Annotated in this window: 26 protein-coding genes; 10 read left to right on the forward strand and 16 right to left on the reverse strand. The window is 60.7% G+C overall.

Going from position 1 to position 25,091, the window contains the following annotated elements; genetic code table 11:
- Positions 1-13 precede the first annotated feature (13 nt).
- Entirely contained in the window at positions 14-679 is a 666-nt protein-coding gene (locus tag ABOC32_RS17745) for an RraA family protein (RefSeq protein WP_426808189.1), read from the reverse strand.
- Between the two features lie 99 nt (positions 680-778).
- On the reverse strand, positions 779-1,678 hold the full coding sequence (locus tag ABOC32_RS17750) for a LysR family transcriptional regulator (RefSeq protein ID WP_426808190.1): 900 nt from the start codon (positions 1,676-1,678) through the stop codon (positions 779-781).
- A gap of 177 nt (positions 1,679-1,855) precedes the next feature.
- Between ABOC32_RS17750 and ABOC32_RS17755 the strand changes: the two genes are divergently transcribed.
- Complete coding sequence (locus ABOC32_RS17755) at positions 1,856-3,205, forward strand: MFS transporter (protein ID WP_426808191.1); 1,350 nt, start codon at positions 1,856-1,858, stop codon at positions 3,203-3,205.
- A gap of 59 nt (positions 3,206-3,264) precedes the next feature.
- Positions 3,265-3,927, forward strand: coding sequence for an RraA family protein (locus ABOC32_RS17760; RefSeq protein ID WP_426808192.1), 663 nt, complete (start codon positions 3,265-3,267; stop codon positions 3,925-3,927).
- A gap of 124 nt (positions 3,928-4,051) precedes the next feature.
- Here ABOC32_RS17760 and ABOC32_RS17765 read toward each other — a convergent pair whose 3' ends face one another.
- The 10 genes from ABOC32_RS17765 to ABOC32_RS17810 all read right to left on the reverse strand — a co-directional run bounded on the left by ABOC32_RS17765 (position 4,052) and on the right by ABOC32_RS17810 (position 13,438).
- On the reverse strand, positions 4,052-4,630 hold the full coding sequence (locus tag ABOC32_RS17765; protein ID WP_426808193.1) for a TetR/AcrR family transcriptional regulator: 579 nt from the start codon (positions 4,628-4,630) through the stop codon (positions 4,052-4,054).
- 183 nt (positions 4,631-4,813) lie between these two features.
- Positions 4,814-5,638 carry an HpcH/HpaI aldolase/citrate lyase family protein gene (locus tag ABOC32_RS17770; RefSeq protein WP_426808194.1) on the reverse strand — a complete coding sequence of 275 codons (825 nt, stop codon included), beginning with the start codon at positions 5,636-5,638 and terminating at the stop codon, positions 4,814-4,816.
- Positions 5,635-6,477 (reverse strand): FAS1-like dehydratase domain-containing protein, encoded by an 843-nt coding sequence (locus tag ABOC32_RS17775; protein ID WP_426808195.1) that lies wholly within the window; start codon positions 6,475-6,477, stop codon positions 5,635-5,637. The genes ABOC32_RS17770 and ABOC32_RS17775 overlap by 4 nt, the downstream gene beginning before the upstream one ends.
- A gap of 19 nt (positions 6,478-6,496) precedes the next feature.
- Positions 6,497-7,453, reverse strand: a complete 957-nt coding sequence (locus tag ABOC32_RS17780; RefSeq protein WP_426808196.1) for an electron transfer flavoprotein subunit alpha/FixB family protein — start codon at positions 7,451-7,453, stop codon at positions 6,497-6,499.
- 2 nt (positions 7,454-7,455) lie between these two features.
- The gene (locus ABOC32_RS17785; protein ID WP_426808197.1) at positions 7,456-8,205 is read right to left on the reverse strand and encodes an electron transfer flavoprotein subunit beta/FixA family protein; all 750 of its coding nucleotides are present in this window, start codon (positions 8,203-8,205) and stop codon (positions 7,456-7,458) included.
- Between the two features lie 48 nt (positions 8,206-8,253).
- On the reverse strand, positions 8,254-9,456 hold the full coding sequence (locus ABOC32_RS17790) for a CaiB/BaiF CoA transferase family protein (protein ID WP_426808198.1): 1,203 nt from the start codon (positions 9,454-9,456) through the stop codon (positions 8,254-8,256).
- Positions 9,457-9,517: 61 nt separating this feature from the next.
- Positions 9,518-10,681: an acyl-CoA dehydrogenase family protein gene (locus tag ABOC32_RS17795; RefSeq protein ID WP_426808199.1), complete on the reverse strand. Its 1,164-nt coding sequence runs from the start codon at positions 10,679-10,681 to the stop codon at positions 9,518-9,520.
- A gap of 69 nt (positions 10,682-10,750) precedes the next feature.
- The gene (locus tag ABOC32_RS17800; RefSeq protein ID WP_426808200.1) at positions 10,751-11,347 is read right to left on the reverse strand and encodes a thiamine pyrophosphate-dependent enzyme; all 597 of its coding nucleotides are present in this window, start codon (positions 11,345-11,347) and stop codon (positions 10,751-10,753) included.
- Complete coding sequence (locus ABOC32_RS17805) at positions 11,335-11,865, reverse strand: thiamine pyrophosphate-binding protein (RefSeq protein WP_426808201.1); 531 nt, start codon at positions 11,863-11,865, stop codon at positions 11,335-11,337. The genes ABOC32_RS17800 and ABOC32_RS17805 overlap by 13 nt, the downstream gene beginning before the upstream one ends.
- A 205-nt stretch (positions 11,866-12,070) precedes the next feature.
- Positions 12,071-13,438 carry an MFS family transporter gene (locus ABOC32_RS17810; RefSeq protein ID WP_426808202.1) on the reverse strand — a complete coding sequence of 456 codons (1,368 nt, stop codon included), beginning with the start codon at positions 13,436-13,438 and terminating at the stop codon, positions 12,071-12,073.
- Between the two features lie 352 nt (positions 13,439-13,790).
- Here ABOC32_RS17810 and ABOC32_RS17815 point away from each other — a divergent pair, with 352 nt between their 5' ends.
- The 3 genes from ABOC32_RS17815 (at position 13,791) to rfaD (ending at position 16,526) form a co-directional block, all read left to right on the forward strand.
- A complete protein-coding gene (locus ABOC32_RS17815) occupies positions 13,791-14,714 on the forward strand; it encodes a LysR family transcriptional regulator (protein WP_426808203.1) in 924 nt (307 codons plus the stop codon).
- A gap of 55 nt (positions 14,715-14,769) precedes the next feature.
- Positions 14,770-15,147, forward strand: coding sequence for a VOC family protein (locus ABOC32_RS17820; RefSeq protein WP_426811625.1), 378 nt, complete (start codon positions 14,770-14,772; stop codon positions 15,145-15,147).
- 347 nt (positions 15,148-15,494) lie between these two features.
- A complete protein-coding gene (rfaD, locus tag ABOC32_RS17825; protein WP_426808204.1) occupies positions 15,495-16,526 on the forward strand; it encodes an ADP-glyceromanno-heptose 6-epimerase in 1,032 nt (343 codons plus the stop codon).
- A 119-nt stretch (positions 16,527-16,645) separates the two neighbouring features.
- Here rfaD and ABOC32_RS17830 read toward each other — a convergent pair whose 3' ends face one another.
- The 4 genes from ABOC32_RS17830 to paaY form a co-directional block, all read right to left on the reverse strand.
- Positions 16,646-17,860 (reverse strand): type II toxin-antitoxin system HipA family toxin, encoded by a 1,215-nt coding sequence (locus ABOC32_RS17830; RefSeq protein WP_426808205.1) that lies wholly within the window; start codon positions 17,858-17,860, stop codon positions 16,646-16,648.
- Positions 17,860-18,204 (reverse strand): helix-turn-helix domain-containing protein, encoded by a 345-nt coding sequence (locus ABOC32_RS17835; RefSeq protein ID WP_426808206.1) that lies wholly within the window; start codon positions 18,202-18,204, stop codon positions 17,860-17,862. Before ABOC32_RS17835 ends, ABOC32_RS17830 begins: the two co-directional genes overlap by 1 nt.
- Positions 18,205-18,338: 134 nt before the next feature.
- A complete protein-coding gene (gene paaX, locus ABOC32_RS17840; protein WP_426808207.1) occupies positions 18,339-19,262 on the reverse strand; it encodes a phenylacetic acid degradation operon negative regulatory protein PaaX in 924 nt (307 codons plus the stop codon).
- Positions 19,263-19,339: 77 nt separating this feature from the next.
- Positions 19,340-19,939 carry a phenylacetic acid degradation protein PaaY gene (gene paaY / locus ABOC32_RS17845; RefSeq protein ID WP_426808208.1) on the reverse strand — a complete coding sequence of 200 codons (600 nt, stop codon included), beginning with the start codon at positions 19,937-19,939 and terminating at the stop codon, positions 19,340-19,342.
- A gap of 352 nt (positions 19,940-20,291) precedes the next feature.
- On the opposite strand from paaY, the gene paaF reads away from it, so the two are divergent.
- From paaF to pcaF, 5 genes are read left to right on the forward strand one after another with little or no spacing between them, the layout of a single operon-like run.
- Complete coding sequence (paaF, locus tag ABOC32_RS17850) at positions 20,292-21,065, forward strand: 2,3-dehydroadipyl-CoA hydratase PaaF (RefSeq protein WP_426808209.1); 774 nt, start codon at positions 20,292-20,294, stop codon at positions 21,063-21,065.
- Between the two features lie 34 nt (positions 21,066-21,099).
- On the forward strand, positions 21,100-21,891 hold the full coding sequence (gene paaG, locus ABOC32_RS17855; RefSeq protein ID WP_426808210.1) for a 2-(1,2-epoxy-1,2-dihydrophenyl)acetyl-CoA isomerase PaaG: 792 nt from the start codon (positions 21,100-21,102) through the stop codon (positions 21,889-21,891).
- A gap of 2 nt (positions 21,892-21,893) precedes the next feature.
- Complete coding sequence (paaH, locus tag ABOC32_RS17860; RefSeq protein WP_426808211.1) at positions 21,894-23,411, forward strand: 3-hydroxyacyl-CoA dehydrogenase PaaH; 1,518 nt, start codon at positions 21,894-21,896, stop codon at positions 23,409-23,411.
- A complete protein-coding gene (paaI, locus tag ABOC32_RS17865; RefSeq protein ID WP_300021329.1) occupies positions 23,404-23,844 on the forward strand; it encodes a hydroxyphenylacetyl-CoA thioesterase PaaI in 441 nt (146 codons plus the stop codon). The genes paaH and paaI overlap by 8 nt, the downstream gene beginning before the upstream one ends.
- Positions 23,837-25,057: a 3-oxoadipyl-CoA thiolase gene (pcaF, locus tag ABOC32_RS17870; RefSeq protein ID WP_426808212.1), complete on the forward strand. Its 1,221-nt coding sequence runs from the start codon at positions 23,837-23,839 to the stop codon at positions 25,055-25,057. Before paaI ends, pcaF begins: the two co-directional genes overlap by 8 nt.
- The last annotated feature ends 34 nt before the right edge of the window (positions 25,058-25,091 follow it).

A 25,091-nucleotide genomic window follows, 5' to 3' on the forward strand; every position in this document is an offset into this window, starting at 1 on the left:
TGATGTGCTCACTTCAGTTCGCCATGCCTGCTTTTTCCAGGACCTTGTCGAGCCACGATTGGTCCAGTGCACCGGTTGCAATCTCGGCCTTGACCGCCTCTTCGTGAGCCTCGTGCTCGCGTGCCTTGCCCAGCACCTGCTCGGCGAGTTCCTGAGGGAAGGCAACGATGCCGTCTTCGTCCGCCACGATGATGTCACCTGGCGAGACGATCATGCCGCCAACCGAAACCGGTACGTTGATTTCGCCTGGACCACTTTTGTAAGGCCCGCAGTGAACCACTGCCCGGGCATAGCAAGGGGTTGACTTGAAGCTTTCAACATCGCGGATTGCCCCGTCGACGATAAAGCCTACGCAGCCCCGCTGCTCTGCGTAAAGCTTGATCAATTCGCCGATAACCGCATTATTGGTGTCGCCTTGGGCATCGATGACCAGCACATGACCCGGCTCGATCAGGGTGAGCGCCTTGTAGATGAACAGGTTGTCACCGGGGCGGGTCTTAACGGTCAGTGCGGTACCTACAATTTTGCCCGAGGTGTTGTAACGGGTAAGCCCACGCGCGCCGATGTGTCGACCGAGGTTGTCGCTGATGTGCGGCGTGACGACGAACTGGAACGATTCGATCACGTGCGTAGGGGCGAGGGTAGGCGACGGCAGGATACGAGATCCGGGTAACTGCATGACAATCTCCTGAATGACTTTTACCAGCGATGTAGTCGCCGATGGTAGGAGAGAACTGCGGTTACTTTTAGCGATATTTATTGATTGTAAATCATCTCTTCAGGTGATGATTAGCTTGGTAAAGTCGCAGGTGTGTTGCGCGAGTCGGGCGACTTCGCTGCTGAGTCCCTGGTAGCGGTCAGCCCGGTGCACGCAGACGTAGCTGATTGGCGGCAGTGGAAAATCGGTTTGTATTACCTTCAACCGGCCCTGCTCGATCAACGTACTCATGCACTGCCTGGGCAGGTAGCTGAGCCCTACGCCGGAAATTGCCAGCCCGACCTGGGCGACCAGGTAGTTGCTGGTAAGGGTCTTGGTCAGCCGCACATCATGCTCCGCCAACCAACGCTCGTAGGTTTGCCCGGTACCTGAACTGCCACCCTGGGTGAGCACGGTAAATGATGAGAGCGACTGCAGATCCATCGGAGCATCGCCTGGGTACAGCGAGGGTGAGCACATCCACGCGTTTTCCACGGACGCGAGCGGGGTGCTGATGAACCCGGGGTTACGGAAAATGTCCGGGACGATGATCAGGTCGAGTTCATCTGCCTCCAGCCGTCGCAACAGGTCGGTACTCAACTCGATCGAGGGTTCCAGGTCCACCTTGGGATAGGTCTGGTGAATCTGATCGACCAGGCCCGGCAGCCAGGTGAGCGCCGTGAGTTCCGTTACGCCGAGCCTGAAGCGTCGGACCAGGGTCTCCTTGGAGCTGACGCGCTCCAGCAGGTTATCCCGCTGACGCAACATCTCGACGGCGCAGCCATGCAGTTCCAGACCTTTCTGGGTTAGCCGGGCGCTGCGCTTGGAGCGATCGAAAATCGACACACCAAAGGCATCCTCAAGCTCCTGCACACGCTTGGAAATTGCCGACTGAGACATGTTGAGTTTGGCTGCGGCCGCTTCAAAGCTGCCCAGTTCGACAATCCAGTAAATAGCCTCGATCTGCTTCAACGTGATCATCGCGTTTTCCCAGGTTGTAAAGCCTGCAATAGAGCGGCTCGGCCGGTTGTAATAGGCACTAGTTGACGGATGATTGTCCACTAAAAGCGATGATAAGTGGTGAGTATTTGTCGCTTTTTTTCTAGCATTGCCGCGCCTAGATTACCGCCGAATTACAAAAACAAAGGGTATGAAAGTATGTCGACCGCTGAACTTGCCCAAGCCAAAGGGCGCAGCAGTTACCGGTGGATAGTGGCGGGCATGATCTTTTCGATCTACACCATCGCTGCTGCCGACCGGGCCAATCTCGGCGTTGCACTGCCGTTCATTCGCAAAGAGTTCGAGATGAGCAACGCCGAAGCGGGTGGGCTGATGAGCCTGTTCCTGCTCGCCTATGCGTTGGCGCAAATTCCGGCAGGCCTGGCGTTCAGCCGCCTGGGCGTGAGCCGGATCCTGCCGACCGCCATGGTCATGACATCGTTACTGACAGGCTTGGTGGGTACTGCTGGCTCACTGCTCGCATTGAAAATCTATCGGTTTGGCTTGGGCCTGGCCGAAGGGCCGCTGCCGATCAGCATGACTACCACCATCAATAACTGGTTCCCACCGAGGGAAAAGGGCATTGCTTCAGGCATATTCCTGTCTGCGGTCAAGTTCGGCCCTGTAATCGTGCCGCCGATGTGCGCCGTGATAATCGCGGTCTGGGGCTGGCGTGAGGTGTTCTACTTCTTTGCAATACCCGGCATCCTGTTGTCGATCGCCTGGTATTTCATGATTGCGGATCACCCGTCGAAAAGCCGCTTCGTCAATCAGGCGGAGCTTGACTACATCACTGACGAAACATTGCCCGACATCGTCGCCAGCCATAAACCCGCCGCGCACAAGGCTCCAAGGCTGGGCTTCAAACGTCTGGACTTCTTCATCCGGCGCCGCGAAGTGTCAGCGTTGGAGACCAAACGCCAGGTGTTTGGCTCCTGGCTGATCTGGGGAAGCGCGCTGGCGTATTGCTTCCAGTTGGGCGTCTCCAGCGTTTTGTTGTCCTGGATCCCGACCTACCTGATTACCGTCAAAGGCTTCTCGCTGATGAACATGGGACTGGTCTCGGCAGCGCCTTGGGTTGGTGCGGTGCTGGGCAACCTGTTGGGCGGGTACTGCTCAGACCGTTGGCTGGGTGGCCGGCGCAAGCCGGGGATGCTCCTGTCGGCGCTGGGTACGTCGGTGATGATGTACCTGTTGATCCATTCGCCTGCCGACCCCCTGTCGTACGGCCTTTTGCTGATGGCGACCGGCGTCGTGCTGAGCTTTGGGTTCTCGTCGTACATGGTCTATCCCATGGCATTGGCGACCAAGCAAACCTTCCCCGTCGCCAACGCGATCGTCAACATGATCGGGCAGCTAGGCGCGGCAGCGACGCCTTTCCTGACCGGACTCTTGCTTGACAGCTACGGCTGGAACTACGTGTTCACCTACCTTGCTATTGGTTCGTTTGCCAGCTTCGTGCTGTTGCTGACGATTCTGGAGCCGGTGCCGAAGGCCAAGAAGGCGTGACCTCACGGGGTATGGCGTCACCCGTTGTGAATAATCAGTCTGTTTGAAAGGAGTTAATGATGCACGCAGAAGATAAAGCCTTGGTCGCGCTGTTCGATGGGCTCGATACCCCCGGCGTTTCGGACGCCCTGGACAAGCTCGGCCTGCCTGGCCATTGCTTTGGTGTAATGCCGTTGGACAATTACAAGCAGGTAGTCGTGGGGCCTGCTTTCACGGTGAAGTACGTGTCGGCAAGCGTGCCGCCAGGCACTGTTGGTGACTTCATCGAGGATGTCGCTGAAGGCGATATCGTCGTCATCGATAACGATGGCCGTACCGATTGCACCGTGTGGGGCGACATCATGACCCAGTATGCGGGCACTCGGAACATCGCCGGCACGGTAATCGATGGTGTCTGCCGCGATGTCAACAAGGCCTTGGGTGATGCATATCCACTGTTCACTCAAGGGCGGTTCATGCGCACCGGCAAGGACCGCGTCCAGGTCGAATCAGTCAACCAGCCAGTTTCCATCGGTCAGGCTCGTGTTTGCCCTCGTGACATCATCGTCGCCGATGCCAATGGCGTCGTCGTGGTGCCACGTGCCCGGGCGCAGGAGGTTGCTCAGGTGGCCCGTCAGATCGAAGCGATCGAAGCGGATATCCGATCATTGATCAGCCAAGGCCGCACCCTCAAGCAAGCGCGCGAAGAGCTGGGCTACCACACCTTGCAACGCAAGCCGTAAGGGTTGGTCTGCTGACCCGCAATAGGCGAAGGCGGCAAGTGAGGCGTTCATCGTGTTGAGCGCGGCACTCGCCGTTTTTTGCGTCCAGTACCAGTGGATTGCACAGCAGATCATCGAGGCCTTTTTACAGCACATGCCTGTCAATAGATGCGGGGCACGACAACAGCGCGATGCTCATCCGTGCAATCCAGGCTTCTATTCTGGTTTCATCAACTGGGTTCGGCCGATTGCGCATGCCATCGGCAGTTTCAATCAATGCAAAGATTGCCGCGATTGCGCTGGGAATGTCCTGAACGATGAACTGTCCGCAGCGCTGCCCCTTTTCTATCGTCTGACGCAGCGGCGCCTGCAGTTTGTCGAGCGCTTGCGCTAGCCACACGCGCTGGCTCGCTTTCACATGTCGCGATTCGTGACGCAGCAGCAGCTCTTCGCAGGGATGCGAGCGCTGACGGGCCAATAGAAAGCCCAGGTAGCCCTGCAAGTCACGGGTATACGGGCCACGCTGCCAAGCCTCCAGCCGCTGCGCGAGGATGCTCAGCAGGACATCGAGGAGCAAGTCCTGTTTACTCGCGATATGGTGATAGAGGCTACCGGGTTGCAGGCCAACACGGGCGGCCAGCTGGCGCATGCTCATGGCGCCGTAGCCGTGCTCGGCCATCAGTTCACGGGCCGCATCCAGCAGGGCATCCGGGCAATCGTGCATGTGCGGAGCTTCAGGCATAGGCTGGCATTCTGGAAAGGGCACGCAATAGCCGACAGACAGCGCGGCGGCAGCGGTTACGTGAAGGGCGCTTGTTCATTATTCTACCTCCAGGCAAAAAACCAGGCAGGCTGCCAAGAGTCCGTCAGAACCGCGGAGGCAGCCTGCCTGGGGAAACCGTTTTGCTCAGTCGTCTTGCGTGATGCGCTCGAGCGTGGCACGAGCACGCAGTATCACTGGCGCATCGACCATCTGTCCGTCGAGGGTGAACACGCCGGCGCCGCTTTCGGCGCCCGCCACCACTCGCCGCGCCCAGTCCACCTCGGCGGCCGAAGGTTGCAATGCCTGGTGAATGACTTTGACCTGGCTGGGATGGATACACAACGCGCCGCCAAAGCCCATGTCACGCACGAAGGCGGTGTGCCGGCGCAGGCCATCGGTGTCCTGAATAGACGGGTACACGCCGTCCAACGGTGCGGCAAGCTTCGCCACTCGGGTGTGCAGCAGGACGGCGTAGCGGGCGTGCGCCAGAACCTGCTCGGCGGCCTCGCTGCCGGTGCGCAGGTTCAGGTCCAGCCCCAGGTCAAGGCTGCCAAAGGACAGCCGCTCGACGCCGACGCTCGCTGCCAGTTGCGGCAATGCCACCAACCCACGTGCGCTTTCGATAATCGGCCAGACCGGCTTGCCCGTCGCATGCGCCAAGCGGACCTGCTCGGCGGTCTCGGCCTTGGGCAACAGAATGCCTCGCACGCCCTCATGACGTTGGCACAGCTCCAGGTCGGCTTCATGTGACCAGTGATCCGGGGCGTTGACCCGGACCAGCACCTGGGCCTCTGGATGTGTCAACAGAAACGCCTCAAGGTTGTCTCGGGCCTGCTCCTTGGCGGCCTCTTCGACGGCGTCCTCGAGGTCGACGATCACCCGATCGGCACCACTGGCCAACGCTTTGGGAATGCGCTCCGGCCGGCTGGCCGGGACGAACAGGGCACTGCGTACGACGGCCTGGCTCATTGTGCGGCTCCTGTGGTGAACTCCACTTCACCGGATTGCGCCATACCGGCAGCGGCGGTCGCCCAGACCTGCGCCTTGCCGGACTCCAGCAGCCGGCCACCGACCTCGAATGCGTCGGGTGAAATCAGCGGGCGCAAGCCGCGGAAGTGGAAGCGGCGTACGCGGGCAGCCGGGTTCGCCTGCTGGAACGCCCGCAGGCTGAAGGTAGCGATGAGCGGGCCGTGTACCACCAACCCCGGATAGCCTTCGGTTTCGGTGACATAAGGCCAGTCGTAGTGAATGCGGTGGCCATTGAAGGTAACCGCCGAATAGCGGAACAGCAGCGTCGCGCTGGGCTCGACGATCTGCTTCCAGACGGCTTCCGGGGCTGCTTCTGTGCCGCCGAGTTTGGGTGGGGAGGGCTCGCGGTAGACGATATCCTGCTCCTCCACCAACATGGTACGGCCTTCCTGAACAAATTCGTGCTTGACCGTGACGAACAATAACGAGCCGGTTCGGCCGTGTTTTTCTTGTACGTTGAGGATGGTCGAGCGACGTGATACTTCGGCGTCCACGCGCAATGGCAAAATGAACTCCAGGCGGCTCCCGGCCCACATACGGTTGCGGTTGTCCGCGGGCGGCAGGAAGCCGCCGCGGGCAGGGTGGCCATCACTGCCCAGGCCCACCGCATCGACCGTATCCTGGAAGAACGCCCAGTGCCAGAGCAAGGGCAGGGCGTCGCCTGGGCCAGGTGCCGGCTCGCTCAGGGTCGCGGCGATGCGCTTGACCAGGTTGTGGCTGATGCGGTCGTGGTTGGTTTCGGTGCGTCCAATCCAGGCGCTGAGGTCTTGTGTTGTCATTGTGTTTTTCCTCGTCTGTTCAAAGGTGGCTGGCAAGTTCCGGAACGGCGTCGAACAGATCCGCTACCAAGCCGTAATCGGCCACCTGGAAGATCGGTGCCTCTTCGTCCTTGTTGATCGCAACGATCACCTTGGCGTCTTTCATGCCGGCCAGGTGCTGGATCGCGCCGGAGATACCGACGCCGATGTACAGCTGCGGGGCGACGATCTTGCCGGTCTGGCCGACCTGCATGTCGTTCGGCACGAAGCCTGCGTCGACCGCAGCGCGCGAGGCACCGACGGCAGCGCCGAGCTTGTCGGCCAGGCTGTACAGGTGCTTGAAGTTGTCACCGTTGCCCATGCCGCGGCCGCCGGAAACGACGATCTTGGCAGCGGTCAGCTCTGGGCGGTCGGACTTGGCCAGCTCTTCGTCAACAAAGGCCGAGATACCGGCGTTGTGCGCGGCACTCACCGCTTCAAGGGCAGCCGAGCCACCTTCGGCGGCGACTGGGTCGAAGCCGGTGGTACGCACGGTGAGGACCTTGACCGAAGCGCTCGATTGCACAGTGGCAATGGCGTTACCGGCGTAGATCGGGCGCTTGAAGGTGTCGGCGGACTCGACCGAGATGATCTCGGAGATCTGGTCCACGTCCAGCAGCGCGGCAACGCGCGGCAGGATGTTCTTGCCGTTGCTTGTGGCCGGGGCCAGTACGTGGCTGTAACCGTTGGCCCCGCTTTGTTCAACAAGCGCAACGATCAGCGGTGCGATGTTTTCCGGGAGCATGTGGGCGTAGGCGGCGTTATCGGCCACCAGCACCTTGGCCACACCGGCGATCTTGGCAGCAGCCTCGGCAACGCCGCCGACGTTCTGGCCAGCGACCAGCACGTGCACATCACCACCGATCTTGGCGGCTGCAGCGACAGTGTTCAGGGTGGCCAGGGCTACGGCGCCGGCTTCAGGACCTTGTAGAAGGTCAGCGACAATCAGGATAGTCATGTTCAGATTACCTTCGCTTCGTTCTTCAGCTTCTCGACCAGTTCGGCCACCGACTTGACCTTGATGCCAGCGCTACGGGCAGCCGGCGCTTCAACTTTCAGGGTTTTGTTGGTGGAGGCGAGCGATACGCCCAGCGCGTCTGGAGTAACGGTCTCCAGCGGCTTCTTCTTGGCCTTCATGATGTTCGGCAACGACGCATAGCGCGGCTCGTTCAGGCGCAGGTCGGTGGTGAGGATGGCTGGCAGGTTCAGCGATACGGTCTGCAGGCCGCCATCGATTTCACGGGTGACGTTCAGCTTGTCGCCAGCAACGATGACCTTGGAGGCGAAGGTGCCCTGGGCGTAGCCGGTCAGCGCGGCCAGCATCTGGCCGGTCTGGTTGTTGTCGCTGTCGATGGCCTGCTTGCCAAGGATGACCAGCTGAGGCTGCTCTTTGTCGACAACGGTTTTCAACGCCTTGGCCACCCCAAGCGAGCCCAGCTCGTCGCTGCTTTCGACCAGGATCGCGCGGTCGGCGCCGAGGGCCAGCGCGGTGCGCAATTGCTCCTGGGCGGTGGGCGGGCCGACCGACACCGCGATGATCTCACTGGCGATACGCTGTTCTTTGAGCCGGACCGCTTCTTCGACGGCGATTTCGCAGAAGGGGTTCATGGACATCTTGACGTTGGTAAGGTCGACGCCGGAGTTGTCCGCTTTGACGCGAACCTTGACGTTGTAGTCGACCACACGCTTGATTGCGACCATCACTTTCATGGGCAGTTTGACTCTCGATTATGGTTCCAAGACTGCAAAAAAGAGGGGTCAGATGACCCCACAAGCGCGCAGTTCCTCTATACGTTCGGCAGACAGGCCGAGTTGCGCGAGTATGCTCGCGCTGTGCTCACCCAGGCCTGGCACCGCATCCATGCGCGGGCTGAACGCGTTGCTGCTGCCGGGGGGGAGCAGGCTGGGGATGCTGCCGTTGGGCGTCGCCACGTGCCGCCAGCGCTCGCGGGCCTGAAGTTGTGGGTGCTGCCAGACGCCCTGCATGTCGTTGACGCGGGCGTTGGCGATGCTGGCTGTGTCGAGGCGGGCGATCACGGTGTTGAAGTCGAGTGCGGCGAACGCTTCGATGATCAGTGCGCGCAAGGCGTCGCGGTTTTCCACGCGCTTGAAGTTGGCCGAAAAGCGCTCATCGTCGGCAAGCTCCGGCTGGAGCAGGACCTGCTCGCAGAACAGCCGCCATTCACGCTCGTTCTGCAGCCCGAGCATGATGGTGTTGCCATCGCCAGTAGGGAAGGGGCCGTAGGGGTAGATGGTGGCGTGTGCCGCGCCCGCACGTGGCGGCGGAGTTGCACCTTCATAGGCGTAGTACAGCGGATAGTTCATCCACTCCACCAGGCTTTCCAGCATCGACACGTCGATATGGCTACCTTCACCTGTCTTGCCACGCAGCAGCAGGGCCGAGAGCACGCCGGTATAGGCGTACATGCCGGCGGCGATATCGGCAATCGAGTTGCCCGCCTTGGCCATCTGATCGTCGCCCGGGCCGCCGGTTACCGAAAGAAACCCGCCTTCGCTCTGGATCAGCAGGTCGTAGGCTTTCTTCTGCTCGTAGGGGCCACCGGCGCCATAACCTGAAATGTCGCAGACGATCAATTTCGGGAAGCGCGCGTGCAGTGCATCGAACGACAGGCCCAACCGCGCAGCGGCGCCCGGTGCCAGGTTTTGCACCAGTACATCAGCCTGTTCCAGGAGTTGGTCGAGAATATCGCCGGCGAGCTTCTGCTTGAGGTCAAGCGAAAGACTTTCCTTGGAGCGGTTGGTCCAGACGAAGTGTGAAGCCAGGCCATTGACTCGCTGGTCGTAACCCCGCGCAAAGTCGCCGACACCCGGCCGTTCAACCTTGATCACCCGGGCGCCGAGGTCGGCCAGTTGACGGGTGCAGAAGGGCGCGGCGATGGCATGTTCGAGGCTGATGACGGTGATACCGTCGAGAGGGCGGATGCCCGTCGGCTGGCTCATGGTTTTTATCTCTCTTGTCATGGCAGGCCCCTGCCGCCTGGGCGACAAGGGGCGACTTCGGTCAGAACGAGCGTGGCAACTCCAGCAGGTGCTCGGCGACATACGACAGGATCAGGTTGGTCGAGATCGGCGCAACCTGGTACAGGCGGGTCTCGCGGAACTTGCGTTCAACGTCGTATTCATTGGCAAAGCCGAAGCCACCGTGGGTTTGCAGGCAGGCGTTGGCGGCTTCCCAGCTGGCCTTGGCGGCCAGGTACTTGGCCATGTTGGCGGCAGCACCGGCGTTCTTGCCGCTGTCGTATTCTTCACAGGCACGCCAGCGCATCAGGTCGGCGGCTTCGATCTCGATATGTGCCTCGGCGATCGGGAACTGTACACCCTGGTTCTGTCCGATCGGGCGGCCAAACACCACGCGGTCGCGGGCATACTGGCTGGACTTCTCGACGAACCAGCGACCATCACCGATGCATTCTGCGGCGATCAGGGTGCGCTCGGCATTGAGGCCGTCAAGGATGTAACGGAAGCCTTTGCCTTCTTCGCCGATCAAGCTACTGGCAGGGATCTCCAGGTTGTCGAAGAACAGCTCATTGGTCTCGTGGTTGACCATGTTGGCGATCGGCTGCACGGTCAGGCCGTTGCCGATGGCCTCGCGCAGGTCGACGAGGAAGATCGACATGCCTTCGGATTTCTTCTTCACCTCGGCGAGCGGCGTGGTGCGGGCCAGGAGGATCATCAGGTCGGAGTGCTGAACCCGCGAGATCCATACTTTCTGACCGTTGATCACGTACTTGTCGCCCTTGCGCACGGCAGTGGTCTTGATCTTGGTGGTATCGGTGCCGGTGGTGGGCTCTGTGACGCCCATCGACTGCAGGCGCAGTTCGCCGCTGGCCAGCTTGGGCAGGTAATAGCGTTTCTGTTCTTCGCTACCGTTACGCAGCAGCGTGAACATGTTGTACATCTGACCGTGGATGGTGCCGGAGTTGCCCCCGCAGCGGTTCACTTCCTCGAGGATTACCGAGGCCTCGGCCAGGCCAAGGCCCGATCCGCCATATTCCTCAGGGATCATCGCCGAGAGCCAACCAGCGTCGGTCATTGCTTTGACGAAGGCTTCCGGAAAGCCTTTTTCCTCATCGATCCTGCGCCAGTACTCGGCGGGGAAGTCACCACACAAGGCGCGCACGCCTTCACGGATGGCATTGAGTTCTTCGTTATCGTAGTCGCTCATTATTGTTCTCCAGGCGAGGCAGGCTTGCAGCGTCGTCGTGGTTCGGCTGCAAACCTGCCCCTAACGCGGTCAGAGAGGCTGGAAGCCGAGGGCAGCGCGGAAGCGGTTCTTGACGTAGTGGCCGTCGCGCGGCGGAAGCACCCGCGGCGGGTTCTCCGCCTTGATCTTGACGGTGGCCAGTTTCACCCCTTCACGGCTGGCGAAGCGTTCGCGCAGGTCATGCACGCCCTCCATCTCGCGAATTTCACTGTTCCAGCTGAAGCCGCAGGTCTGTGCGACCTGGTCGAGCTTGATACCAAAGCCGGCATGGCTGACCTGCATGCCCGTTTCACCGAAGTGGCCGTTGTCCAGCACCACGATGGTCAGGTTGGCCGGTTTTTGCAGCGACACGGTGGCCAGTGCCCCAAAGCCCATCAGCAGCTCGCCGTCACCCGTAATCACCACGACCGATTTTTCCGGCTGGGCATTGGCCAGGCCAAGGCCCACGGTGATGGCGCTGCCCATTGCGGCCCACAGGTAGTAGTTGCCGTCGTGGTCACCGGCGGCCATCACGTCGTAGGACGCGGAGCCCAGGCCGGTCACCACCAGCACGTCCTTGCGATCGGCGAGCAGGGTGCGGACCACTTCACGGCGGCACAGGGTGTGGTTAGCGCTTACTTGACCCATTTCTTTTCTCCGATCAGGCGCTGACCGAGCAGCAGGGCAGTGGCAGAATCACCGTTGAAGGCCATGGTGGCGGCGCCATGCAGTAGCGGCGCGACGTCCTCGGGAACATCTGCGCGCCAGGTCATCACCTTCATCAGTTGCAGGGAGGCCTCGGTGGCTTGCCCCATCGGGTTCTGCCAGGCGTTGAACTCGGCCCAGTCGCCACGCATGGTGACCACCATCAACAGAGGGAAGCCGGCGCAGTTCTGCAGGGCAAGGGTGTTGATGCAGTTACCGACACCACTGGACTGCATCAACAGCGCACCGCGCTCGCCGCCGAGCCAGGCGCCGGCCAGGTAGCCGATGCCTTCTTCTTCGGTGGTGAGGACGACGGCCTTGATACCAGGGTCCTGGTAGGACATGCGGATGGCGGCCGAGTGGCCGGCGTCCGGGACGAATACGACATGCTTGACGTCGTGAGCCTTGAGGACGCGGAAAACGTCTTCTTGCCAGCTTTGTTCAGCTTCTTGCGATGACATGGTTGTCTCCAGTGCTGCTCTTGTTTTGCCTCATCATGAAGTGAAAGCACGGCACCGACGATTACCATTTTTCTCTTTGAGATATGCCGGCCTGGCATAGCTTGATGTCGCGTCGCAGAGGCAATACAAAGGGGCCGCATAGCGGCCCCAGGATGGCTGGCGTCAGGAAAGTCGCCAGGAGAGTGCGGGAAAAGCAGCGCTTACCTCACGGCTGTGTCGCCTGCATACTGCTCACCGGCATGCCGGTATTCTCTTCCACCTTGCCATCCCCGCTGATGTAGCCATGGCGGGTCAGGTTAGGCATCAGCATCGAGGCAATGAAGGTCACGCAGAGCACTGCCGCGACGTAGAAGAAGAAGTAGTCCTCGGTGCCTTCTGCCCGGAACGACAGCGCCACATACTCGGCGGTACCGCCAAACGCCGCATTGCCGATGGCGTACGGGAAGCCTACACCCAAGGCCCTCACCGCCGGTGGGAACAGCTCGGCTTTGACGATGCCTGCGATGGGGGTGTACAGCGAGGCGATCACCAACCCGCCGAACACCAGCGCAAACGCCACGAAAGGGCTTTGCGTACCCTTGATCGTGAACAGCAGCGGGATCACCAGTAGAACTCCCAGCCCCGAGAACATCAGCATGTGGATCTTGATCCCCAGCCGGTCAGCCATGAGCCCGAACAGCGGCTGGCACAGCATGAAGCCGATCAGCGCAGAGGTCATGATGAAACTCACCGTCTCTGCGTCGAAGCCGGCTGAAATCACCAGAAACTTCTGCATGTAGGTGGTGAATGTATAGAAGTACAGCGAGCCGCCAATGGTAAAGGCAATGACCAGGGCGACCGCGCGTTTGTGTTTGAACATGCCGCGCAACGAGCCAGCACCCTCACGCTTCATGTCTTTTTTCGACGCGGTCTCGTGCATCGAACGACGCAGGTAGACCACCACGACGGCGCTGACTGCGCCGATGAAGAACGGGATCCGCCAGCCCCACTCGCGCAGCTGTTCGTCTGTCAGGGTCTGCTGCAGGATCACCACGGTGAACAGCGCCAGCAGTTGCCCGGCTATGATCGTGAAGTACTGGAACGAACCGTAGAAGCAGCGACGCCCCGGTGTGGCGATTTCACTGATGTAGGTGGCGCCTGTACCGTATTCGGCGCCTACCGAGAGCCCCTGAATCAGCCGTGCGACCACCAGCATGATCGGTGCCGCGATACCCACCGTTTCATAGGTCGGCATGACCGCGATCATTAATGAGCCGCCACACATCATGAATACCGAGATGATCATCGAGACCTTCCGGCCTCGCGTATCAGCGAGCCAGCCGAAGATCCACCCGCCCAATGGACGCATGAAGAAACCGACGGCAAATACGCCAGCAGTGGCCAGCAGTTGAGTGGTGGTATCGCCTTTTGGGAAGAACGATGCCGCGAAGTAGATCGCGGTGTAGGCGTAGATGAAAAAATCGTACCACTCGACCAGATTCCCCGAGCAGGCACCCATGATCGCGCGGACACGATTGGGTTGGCGGGCGGGTGCATCATCGAGATCGGTATTGATCGGCAGGGGGGTGGACATGGTAGTTAACCTCTGGCAAAGCACGAGACATCACGAAGCGACAACAAGCGCTCCGTGCATGGCTTGGGGGCATTTCTGCGCGTCAGTGAGGGGGCTGTATTCGCAAACAGAACGGCTGGAGTGCAACCGGTCCTGCCAGAGGAGGGGGGGTGATGGATAGCATGATCAAGTCCTCTAGTCTTATTCTTGTGAGGCATCGCGCATCGAGGCGCGACTTGCCTGCAAGCTACTCCACGAAGCACGCCTGAATAAGGGGACCAGGTGACTATCTGATATGCTGAAATTCTATAGCTGGTAGCAGGTGGGCTGTTTAGACTGCGATGCCACCCCATTTCCCCACGTTGGTCAGCCTATGGACGTCGTACAGCTCAAAACACTTATTCATGTCGCCGAGCTCGGCAGTCTCAGCAAGGCCTCTGATCGACTGCATATCGCTCAACCGGCGCTGAGTCGCCAGATACGTCAGCTGGAAAAAGAGCTGGGGGTCTACCTGTTTGAGCGCCACGGTCGCGGCATGATCATCACCGAGGCCGGTAGTGAAGTGCTGCAGCATGCCACGCGCATCATGGATGAACTGGAGGCAATTCGCAGTTCGGTGGTGGGTGGTCAGGGAGCCTTCCGTGGCGCCGTCGCGATCGGCACCACACCGACCATTGCCGAGATCATGACGGTGCGGCTGGTGAAACGCATTCGCGAGGAAAATCCGGATTTGTCTATCCGTTTCTCCTCTGCCTTCAGCGGCTACTTGCTGGACTGGATCCAGCGCGGCGAACTGGAGCTGGCGATCTCCTATGATCTTGAGCCTTTGCACACGCTGCGCATCGTGCCGGTGATGATGGAGAACCTGGTCCTGGTAGGGCCACCCAGTGCCGGTCTGACGATGGACCAGGCCGTCAACTTCGCAAGCCTGGCTCACCAGCAGTTGGTCCTGCCCAGCCCGCGACATGGCTTGCGCAAGATCATGGACCGTTGCGCTGCAGATCTCGGTTTCAAGATTGTAGCCAGCGTCGAGGCAGATTCGTTTGGGGCAATGATCGATCTGGTCCGCAATGATTTCGGCCTGACCGCCTTGCCATTGGCGTCTATCTACGGCCACTTGCAAAACGGCACGCTTTGCGCAGCGCCACTGGTAGAGCCGACGCCTATGCGCAAACTGGTCATGGTGTCACCTGCCGACAGGCGAGTAAGCCCAGCCACCCGCTATGTTGGCGAGACGTTCGTAGCGTTGGCGTCAGAATTGGTGGAGCAGGGGATCTGGGCTGGTCACATGCTTTGATCACGTTCGCAACATGACCAAGCAAGCCGTCTCGGCGATACCGGAGGTAACGAAAATGATAGGCCACCTGGATCATCTGGTGCTTACCACCATTGATGTCGAAGCATGCAAAGACTTCTACATCCGCGTCATGGGCATGCGCCTCGAGACTTTCGGGGCAGGGCGCATGGCTTTCTGTTTTGGCAATCAGAAGATCAATGTCCACGTCCGCGGCCAAGAGTTCGAGCCGAAGGCCCATCTGCCCGTTCCTGGCGCACTGGACTTGTGCTTCATCGCCAGCGTCGGTCTTGAACAGGTGATTGCAAACCTGCAAGCCCAGGAGTGGCCGATCGTTGAGGGGCCTATTCAGCGCACTGGTGCCACAGGTCCTATCCGTTCGGTCTACGTCCGTGACCCAGATCTAAACCTGATCGAGATTTCCGAGCAGCTGTGAACGCGATCGTTCCGGGAACGGATTCTCCGCAGCGCCCGGGCGAAGGACGCAGGTACTGGTCACGGGTGCGCGGATCAATCTGCGGAAAAGATGTCGTTTTAGCTGAGCCGATTCGGGCGACCAAGTTAGGTGTAGAAAGCCTGGATGCAGTTCATGAACATCCATGACAAGATACATCATTTAACATAATATGCATTATCCGAACATTCGTATTTTATCACTGCGCCGTGGTGAGCCTGCTCAAGGCTCTCATTCGTCGAAACCGGTCCATTGGTTGATCCAGATTAAGGTTGGCTCGGATTACCTTCATTAAAATTTTGACTCCGCACCCTCACGGGGAATCTGGCATGACCATCATCGTAACCGGCGCTGCAGGATTTATCGGTAGCAATCTCGTTCAGGCGCTCAACCAGCGCAACGAAACCGAGATCATTGCCGTCGACGATCTGACCGATGGCGACAAATTCCGCAACCTGGCCGACAGTGAAATTGCCGACTACCTGGACAAGGACGATTTTCTCGATCGCTTTGCTCGTGGTGAGTTCGGCAAGGTGCGTGCCGTGCTGCACCAAGGTGCATGTTCAAGCACCGTCGAAGCTGATGGTCGTTTCATGATGGATAACAACTACCGGTTCAGCCGTGAATTGCTGGCGTCTGCTCAGCGCCAACGGGTTCCGCTGTTATATGCGTCATCGGCAGCCGTGTATGGCGCCGGTCAGGATTTTCGCGAACTACGTGAATGTGAGCGCCCGCTAAACGTCTATGGCTATTCCAAGTTCCTGTTCGATCAACAGGTGCGCCGGCAACTGACGACAGCAAGCAGCCAGGTCGTCGGGTTGCGTTATTTCAACGTCTACGGGCCCCATGAGCAGCACAAAGGTACGATGGCGTCAGTGGCCCTGCACTGCTTCAACCAGTACCAGGCCCATGGAAAAGTCAGCCTGTTCGGCAGCTATAGGGACTATCCCAGCGGTGGACATCTGCGTGATTTCGTCTCTGTGGATGACGTGGTCAAGGTCAATATGTTCTTCCTTGACCGCCCACAATTGAGCGGCATTTTCAATGTCGGCAGTGGTCGCGCCCAGCCGTTCAATGACGTTGCCTTGGCTGTGATCAATAGGCTGCGTGAGCAACAAGACCAACCGCCTTTGTCCCTCGAGACGGCGTTGCTTGAGGGTGTGCTTGAGTACAGCGAATTTCCTGATCATTTGCGTGGCAAATACCAGTGCTACACCTGTGCCGACCTGGAGCGCTTGCGCGCTGCCGGTTACCAGGCACCTACATTGACAGTCCAGCAAGGCGTGGCCCGCTACTGCGACTGGTTGCAGGGTATCCAAAGCCCGCCGCCTGCTCCATTCAAGCAGACGGCGGCAGCTTGAGATTGCTTGCCTACGCGCACGAAGTGTGATTTTATCTATTAATTGTTCGCTTTTTGGATGCCTATTGCTGATAACTACACTAAATAGTCATTTAGCGTAGTTATCAAATAAGCGCTCCTCTATTTCAGCATACGCGCAGCACTGGCCGCATCACAGGCCATGTCCAAGTCGTCCCCCGACAGGACTTTCGCGTAATGATCTTTCAACTCCTGCTCCCAGCTAGCCACCTGCTCAAGCAGGTATTCGGCCTCATCACGTCCCAGTGCAAAATGTGTATGGTGGCTGAGCAAATTGCCTCGACTCACCTGACTGCCCTCTCGACCAACAGCCATAGCCAAGGCCTTAGCGGGCCCCTCGTCAAGCATGGGCAAGACGTCGTACATCGGTGAAAGCCGCCACTCCCCGCCAACCCATATCACGGCATGATTGCGTGGATGATCATCAGAGTTCCCTACCAAGGCGTTGTAACACATGCGTTTGAACAGCTCCTGCAAGTCGCCATGTGGCACGCCGCGCCGGCGCATCTCGTCTGCCACGGCGGCATAGCGCCAATCCCTGTGGTGCGGGCCGTCCCACTCCGAATCTAGCAAGGTCAGCGCGCTGAGCATCGGTATGCGCCGGGCCCCCTCGGCAATCGGAGTACGGTCAAAGCGTTCGATCAGCAAGGTGGAAGGGTTTTCGGCATGCAGTGCGGTACGCGCCACATTCATGCCCTTCCCTGCCGCAAATGTCATGCAGGCATACTCGATCGTCGGTAAGTCGTAGTGGTCAAACCGATCACGTGGTTTGGCCAGAATAAGCATCCCGTTGTCTTGAAGGGTGCGTTTCGGCCGTGCTCCACCCAATGCGGAGCGTTGCTGACGTACATTCAGGGCGACGGTCGATTCGCTGTCGATTTGCCCGTCATACACTGCCTCGCAGGCAGCAACGAATTTTGCCAGCCCTTTCAGGCTTGGTACGGAACCCTCGCCGATGCCTTCGGCAGGCGTCGTGGCAGTGCCGGCCATCAGGTTGCCGATGCGGTCGTTGTTGGGTGACTTGAGCAAAAAGTCGATTGTGCCCAAGTCTTGGCCGTAGGCGCGGTGCAGCAGCCTCTCCCCCCAACCGTCGGGCATGGCGTCGTTGATGAAGCCAGGTACCCCGCGGTTTTTGGCAATGCCCGTGTAGGCTTCGGCCCGCAGGGGGTAGTTGATCGGGTCGGGTACCCAGCCGCCACGTGCCACCTGATCTGGGGCATACAGGAACTCGCCCACCTTGCCTTTTAGCGTGAGCCGGCCCAGGGTCATGACCTCGCCCGTTTCCGGATGCTCCATATAGATGTAGGCGCGAGACATCAGAACTCCTCAGGCTTGGGTTTGGCCAAACGCACGCGCCTGGCCGCGATGCCTTGAAGCACATCGTCGCTCTGGGTAAGCAGTGTGACCTGTGAGCTTTTTTCCAGGCCCTCCAGCGATGAGAACACCGTATCGCTGATACCCAACCGCCAAAGCACCAACATGAATGAACGCAGATCCACCAGCTCAGAGCCGCTCTCAATCTTACGCAGCGTGTGCGCTGAAACGTCAATGGCTGCCTTGATGTCAGCCTGGCGCAGGCCGAGCGCGAGTCGGCGTGCCTTCACCAATAGCCCGATTTTGCTGAGTGTGTCGGCACATGCGACGGGAAAGTAACCCGACATAATGTCCACCATCATTAACATTAATATACTTAAGGTTAACCATAGCACATATTAAGTCATGGTTTATTCAGGTTAATGCCTACAGTGGTGGGCCTTATCAAGGATAAGGCCTATGGCTGTCAGCATTAATGGACTCAAGCCAGCCCACCAAAACGCTTATAGAAACTCTCATTCACATCTGGCAATGGCCCGTCTGCTGTCTCCAGCGCTGCATTTAGCCATTCCTCTGCCTTGGCAAACACCAGTCGATACAGGTTGCGGCACAACTGTCGCGCGGCCCTTCCCTCCCAGTCGCCTGGCAGCAGCTCGTCTGGCAGTTGCGGATCGCGCAACAGCAGCCGGCGGTACTCGTGAATCAGCAGCGTGCGCGCCAGAAAGCAATCCTGAGCATCCAGCAGATGCTGCTCTTTCAAGCTCTGCCACAGCGGCCTGAACAGCTGGATGAACTCGCTGTACTGCTGCCCCAGCTCATCGATACGCCAGCTTTCCCGCACCTGGGAGCGCATGGCCTTGGACGCGAGCACTTCCTGGGTGTGGGTTTCGAAGACGATACTGTCGTCGCTGGCTTCCAGGTCACGCAAGGTTGCGGCCAAGTCAGCGCGGTCTGCCCGTGGGCAGCCAAGCAGGTTCGGCGCCATGACGCCAAAGCCCTGCCATTCCAGCTCTTCACGCAAGGCCTTGCGCTTGCCAGCCTCGAGTTGCGACAGCAACACCAACGTCCAGGCGCCATCCCAGGCCGGTTGGCTCGGGCTGTAGACACGTTTGAAGGCTTTTTCGAAACGGCGGCGGCCAGTGCCCGTCAGGCTGTAGTAACTCCGCCGGCCAACCTTTTCAGCGGTCAGCCAACCCTCTTTGGTGAGGCGAAAGATCGACGTGCGGATCAGTCGTTCATTGATGCCGATCGGCTCCAGCAGGTTGATCAGGCTACCCAGCCAGACGGTCCCCCCATGGGGCTCGATGGCATCGCCGTACAAGGTGATGATCAGTGAGCTGGCGCGGATTGGCGTCTGCTCCTGAAAGCGAGTGATCAGGTTGTTCAGTGGGGCAAGATTGCTCATGGGCGAACTGTGCGCGGATAAAGCACCGACTATACCTGTGCGGCGGGCCGCCTGACCATTACGTGACGCTACCAGGCTCATGCGGTCGCCTGGCCTTTGGGCCTCACACCAGTATCCTCCATGCGCGGGCGCCCTGGTTCGGCTTCGGCCAATGGCGGGCATTCGACCATGCTGTTCATGCAGCGCTGCGCCAGGTGCTGATACTCCGTAGTGCCGCGCTGCTTCCAGGCCAACTCCTGTTCGCTCAAGGGCCGTTTCACCTGGGCGGGCGAGCCCATCACCAGGCTTTGCGCTTCACATGCGAAACCGGCTTTGACGAACGCGGTCGCCGCGACGATGCAGCGTGGGGCGATATGGGCGCCATCCATCACCACTGCATTCATGCCGATCAAGGCGTCCTCCCCCACTTTGCAGCCGTGCAACACCGCGCCATGGCCGACATGCCCGTTTCGTTCGACCACCGTGTCGCCGCCCGGAAAACCATGCATGACACAGGTGTCCTGCAAGTTGGCGCCCTCCTCCAGCACGATGCGGCCGAAATCGCCCCTGAGCGATGCCAGGGGGCCTATGTAGCAACGAGGTCCGACTATGACGTCGCCGATCAGGACTGCACTTGGGTGCACGTAGGCTGTCGGGTGAACCACAGGCGTCAAGCCGTCCAGTCGATAGCAAGGCATGGAAGCTCCAGAAATGATTTGAAATGGCACTTGATCTTGTATCACAAAATATTTTGTCGTCAATCGGCGTGGTCGTGTATCGCTTTCCGCTCATCAGCATTTTTCTTAAAAATCGGCAAAATGATCAGCGATATGGCCATTATAAGCGCCTAATTGATCATTTGAGGTAAACGGAAACTACACGACTATTCGCATCAAGGGATACGCAATCCAATTTTCTATGTTGCATTCACGTATCACGTAATGCATATACTGGCCTCACCTGGTCGTGATCCAGCGTCACGCCCCTGCAAACAATTCCAAGAAATGCCGGCCCCACGATGTGCCGTGCGTGCAGCCAGAGGAACCCGACATGCCGCGATATCTTGATGTGCAGGCGCCGGAAAACGGCGTTCAGCTCATTACCCTGCAACGTCCCGAGGCACTGAACGCCCTGTGCACCGAGTTACTGGCAGAGCTGGCCGCCGCGCTGGACGCAGCTGCCCGGAATGACCAGATCGGCGCTGTAGTAGTCACCGGTAGTCGCAAAGCATTCGCCGCAGGCGCTGACATCCGCGAGATGGCCGAGCGCGACCTGGTCGGCATCCTCAACGACCCTCGTGTAGCCCACTGGCAACGCATCGCCGCCTTTGGCAAGCCGCTGATTGCTGCCGTCAACGGCTACGCCCTGGGTGGTGGTTGCGAACTGGTGATGTGTGCCGACATCGTCATCGCCGGTACCGACGCCCGCTTCGGCCAGCCGGAGATCAACCTCGGCATCATCCCCGGTGCTGGCGGCACCCAGCGCCTGTTGCGTGCCGTCGGCAAGCCGCTGGCCATGCAGATGGTGCTGACGGGCGAAGCCATCACTGCCCATCACGCCCAGCGGGCCGGCCTGATCAGCGAAATCACCCAGCCCGAACTGACCGTGGAACGCGCCATGCAGCTTGCCCGCAGCATCGCCGCCAAGGCACCGCTGGCAGTGCGCCTGGCAAAAGAGGCGCTGCTCAAGGCCGGTGATACCGACCTGGCCAGTGGCCTGCGCTTCGAACGCCATGCCTTCACCCTGCTGGCCGGCACCGCCGACCGTGACGAAGGCATTCGGGCCTTTCAGGAAAAGCGCCCGGCGCGCTTCCAAGGCCGCTGATCATTTACCCCTCGACTGACGGAGCGAGTCTGTCATGACTTTCCAGCACATCCTGTTTTCCATCGAGGACGGCGTCGCCCTCCTCTCCTTGAACCGCCCCGAACAGCTGAACAGCTTCAACACTGCCATGCACCTGGAAGTGCGCGAAGCACTCAGGCAAGTTCGCCAGAGCAGTGATGCTCGGGTGCTGTTGCTGACGGCTGAGGGCCGCGGCTTTTGCGCCGGCCAAGACCTGTCCGACCGCAACGTCGCCCCAGGCGCCGAGGTGCCAGACCTGGGTGAATCGATCGACAAGTTCTACAATCCGCTGGTGCGCACCCTGCGCGACCTGCCGCTGCCGGTGATCTGCGCGGTAAACGGTGTGGCCGCCGGCGCCGGTGCCAACATCCCGCTGGCCTGCGACCTGGTGCTGGCCGCCCGCTCGGCCAGCTTTATTCAGGCCTTTTGCAAGATCGGCCTGGTGCCGGACTCAGGCGGTACCTGGCTGCTGCCGCGCCTGGTAGGCATGGCGCGGGCCAAAGCACTGGCTATGCTGGGCGAGCGCCTTGGTGCCGAACAGGCCCAGCAATGGGGGCTGATCCACCGCGTGGTGGACGATGCCGCGCTGCGTGACGAAGCCCTCACCCTCGCCCGCCAACTCGCCACCCAGCCCACCTACGGCCTGGCGCTGATCAAGCGCAGCCTCAATGCGAGTTTCGACAACGGCTTCGATGAGCAACTGGAGCTTGAGCGCGACCTGCAGCGCCTGGCTGGGCGCAGCGAGGACTACCGCGAAGGCGTAAGCGCCTTCATGAACAAGCGCACACCCGCATTCAAGGGGCGCTGAACATGGGCGCCCTCGCAAGCAATGTGCAAGTAGCGGTGATCGGTGCCGGTGCCATGGGGGCCGGCATCGCCCAGGTCGCGGCCCAGGCCGGTCACCCGGTGAAGCTTTACGACAACCGCCCGGGGGCTGCCGGCCAGGCAGTGGCCGGTATTGAGCGGCAACTCGCCCGGCTCGTGGAAAAAGGCAAGCTGCAGGCCGTAGAGCGCGAAATGATCAGCCTTCGGCTATCCCCGGTCGACACGCTCGAAGCATTGGCTGATGCCGGCCTGGTGATCGAGGCCATCGTCGAGAACCTGCAGGTCAAGCAGGCGCTGTTCAGCCAGCTTGAAGCCCTGTGCGCAGCTGATTGCATCATTGCCAGCAACACCTCGTCACTGTCCATCACCAGCCTGGCTGCCGGTCTCACACGCCCGCAGCAAGTGGTTGGCATGCACTTCTTCAACCCGGCACCGCTGATGGCGCTGGTCGAGGTGGTGTCAGGCCTGGCAACCGAACCGGCCGTGGCCGCGTGCATCTACGATACCGCCCAGGCCTGGGGCAAACAGCCGGTGCACACGCGCTCGACACCGGGCTTTATCGTCAACCGTGTGGCACGGCCTTTCTATGCCGAAAGCCTGCGCCTGCTACAGGAAGGAGCAGCCGATTGCGCCAGCCTTGATGCGCTGCTCCGCGATGCGGGTGGTTTCCGCATGGGGGCGTTCGAGCTGACCGACCTGATCGGCCACGACGTCAACTACGCCGTCACGTGCTCGGTGTTCGATGCTTTCTATGGGGACTTCCGCTTCCAGCCGTCACTGGTACAAAAAGAGCTGGTGGATGCCGGCCGCCTCGGCCGCAAGACTGGCCAGGGCTTCTATAGCTACGCCGAAGGCGCCGAGCGCCCTGTTCCGGCCGAAATGCACAGCTCCAGCAGCGCCGAAGCCTGCGTTATCGAGGGGCACCTCGGTGTGTTGCAGCCACTGGTCGAACGCCTGCGCCAGAACGGCATCGTCGTAACCCAGCGTGCCGGTAGCGGCGTGATCCAGGTCGGTGATGCCACCCTGGCACTGTCCGATGGCCGCCTCGCCAGCCAGCGCGCCCGTGAAGATGGCCTGCGCAACCTGGTGCTGCTCGACCTCGCGCTGGACTACAGCACTGCCTCGCGGATTGCCATCAGCTGGTCGGCCGATACCACCGCAAACGCCCGCGACCAGGCGGTGGCCCTGCTGCAGCGGGCCGGCCTCAAGGTCACTGCGGTCGCCGACCTGCCCGGCCTGGTGGTGCTGCGCACCGTGGCAATGCTCGCCAACGAGGCCGCCGATGCCGTGTTGCAGGGCGTCGGCAGCGCCGCCGACATCGACCTGGCCATGCGCGCCGGCGTCAATTACCCCTGCGGCCCGCTGGCCTGGGCGACGAACATCGGTATTGCCAACACCCTGCGCGTGCTCGACAACCTGCAGCGCAGCTATGGCGAAAGCCGCTACCGCCCTTCCCTGTTGTTACGTCGCTGCGAGGCCAAAGGAGGCACCCTGCATGACTGAACTCGAACTGGCACAAGCCTGTGCCGACGCCATGTATGCCCGCGACCCGGCCACCCAGGGCCTGGGCATCAGCCTGCTGGATGCCGGCCCGGGCCGAGCCAGCCTGCGCATGCCGGTACGCGCCGACATGATCCAGGGCCATGGCACGTGCCATGGCGGCTTCCTGTTCGCCCTGGCCGACTCGGCGTTCGCCTTCGCCTGTAACAGCTATGACCAGGCCACCGTGGCGCTGGGCTGCAGCATTGACTACCTGGCCCCGGCGTTGCGCGATGACGTGCTCACCGCCCATGCCAGCGAAGTCAGCCGCAAAGGCCGCACCGGGCTTTACGACGTGCGTATCGACAACCAGCGCGGTGAGCTGGTGGCGATGTTCCATGGCAAATCCTACAAAGTGCGCGGCACCGTGCTGGCGCAGGAGACGCAAGATGACTGAACACACCCTCGCCGATGCCTTGATCATCGACGCCGTGCGCACCCCCATCGGCCGCTATGCCGGGGCCTTGAGCGGCGTACGTGCCGATGACCTCGCCGCCATCCCGCTGAAAGCCTTGATCCGGCGCCACCCCGAGCTTGACTGGAAAGCGGTCGACGACGTGATCCTCGGCTGTGCCAACCAGGCCGGCGAAGACAATCGCAACGTGGCACACATGGCCAGCCTGCTGGCCGGGCTGCCGCTCGAAGTACCGGGCACCACGATCAACCGACTGTGTGGTTCCGGCCTGGATGCCATCGGTAACGCGGCTCGCGCCCTGCGCTGCGGTGAAGCAGGTTTGATGCTGGCCGGCGGCGTGGAATCGATGTCGCGTGCGCCATTCGTGATGGGCAAGTCGGAGCAGGCCTTTGGTCGCGCGGCCGAGCTGTTCGATACCACGATCGGTTGGCGCTTCGTCAACCCGCTGATGAAGGCTGCCTACGGCACCGATTCGATGCCGGAAACTGCCGAGAACGTGGCTGAACAGTTTGGCATTTCCCGCGCCGATCAAGATGCCTTCGCCCTGCGCAGCCAGCACAAGGCGGCCGCCGCTCAGGCCCGCGGCCGCCTGGCGCAAGAAATCGTACCGGTCGAGATCCCGCAGCGCAAAGGCCCGGCCAAAGTGGTCGAGCACGACGAGCATCCGCGCGGCGACACTACGCTGGAGCAATTGGCCCGCCTCGGCACGCCGTTCCGTGAGGGCGGTAGCGTAACCGCCGGCAATGCCTCCGGCGTCAACGACGGCGCCTGCGCCCTGCTGCTGGCCAGCAGCGCCGCTGCCCGCCGCCATGGCCTGAAAGCCCGCGGCCGTATCGTCGGCATGGCTGTGGCAGGGGTTGAGCCGCGGCTGATGGGCATCGGCCCGGTGCCGGCAACCCGAAAGGTACTTGAGCTCACGGGTTTGTCGCTGGCTGACCTCGACGTCATCGAGCTCAACGAAGCCTTCGCCGCCCAGGGCCTGGCAGTGTTGCGCGAGCTGGGCCTGGCCGACGACGACCCCCGGGTCAACCGCAACGGCGGAGCCATCGCCCTCGGCCATCCGCTGGGCATGAGCGGTGCACGCCTGGTCACAACTGCCCTGCACGAGCTGGAAGAAACCGCCGGGCGCTATGCCCTGTGCACCATGTGCATCGGGGTTGGCCAGGGCATCGCCATGGTCATCGAGCGCCTCTGAGCGGATCAGACCATCCGCCTGTTACCGAACCGAA

Origin of the sequence: Pseudomonas sp. WOUb67 (assembly GCF_050058005.1) — a bacterium.
Taxonomy (GTDB): Bacteria; Pseudomonadota; Gammaproteobacteria; order Pseudomonadales; family Pseudomonadaceae; genus Aquipseudomonas; species Aquipseudomonas putida_R.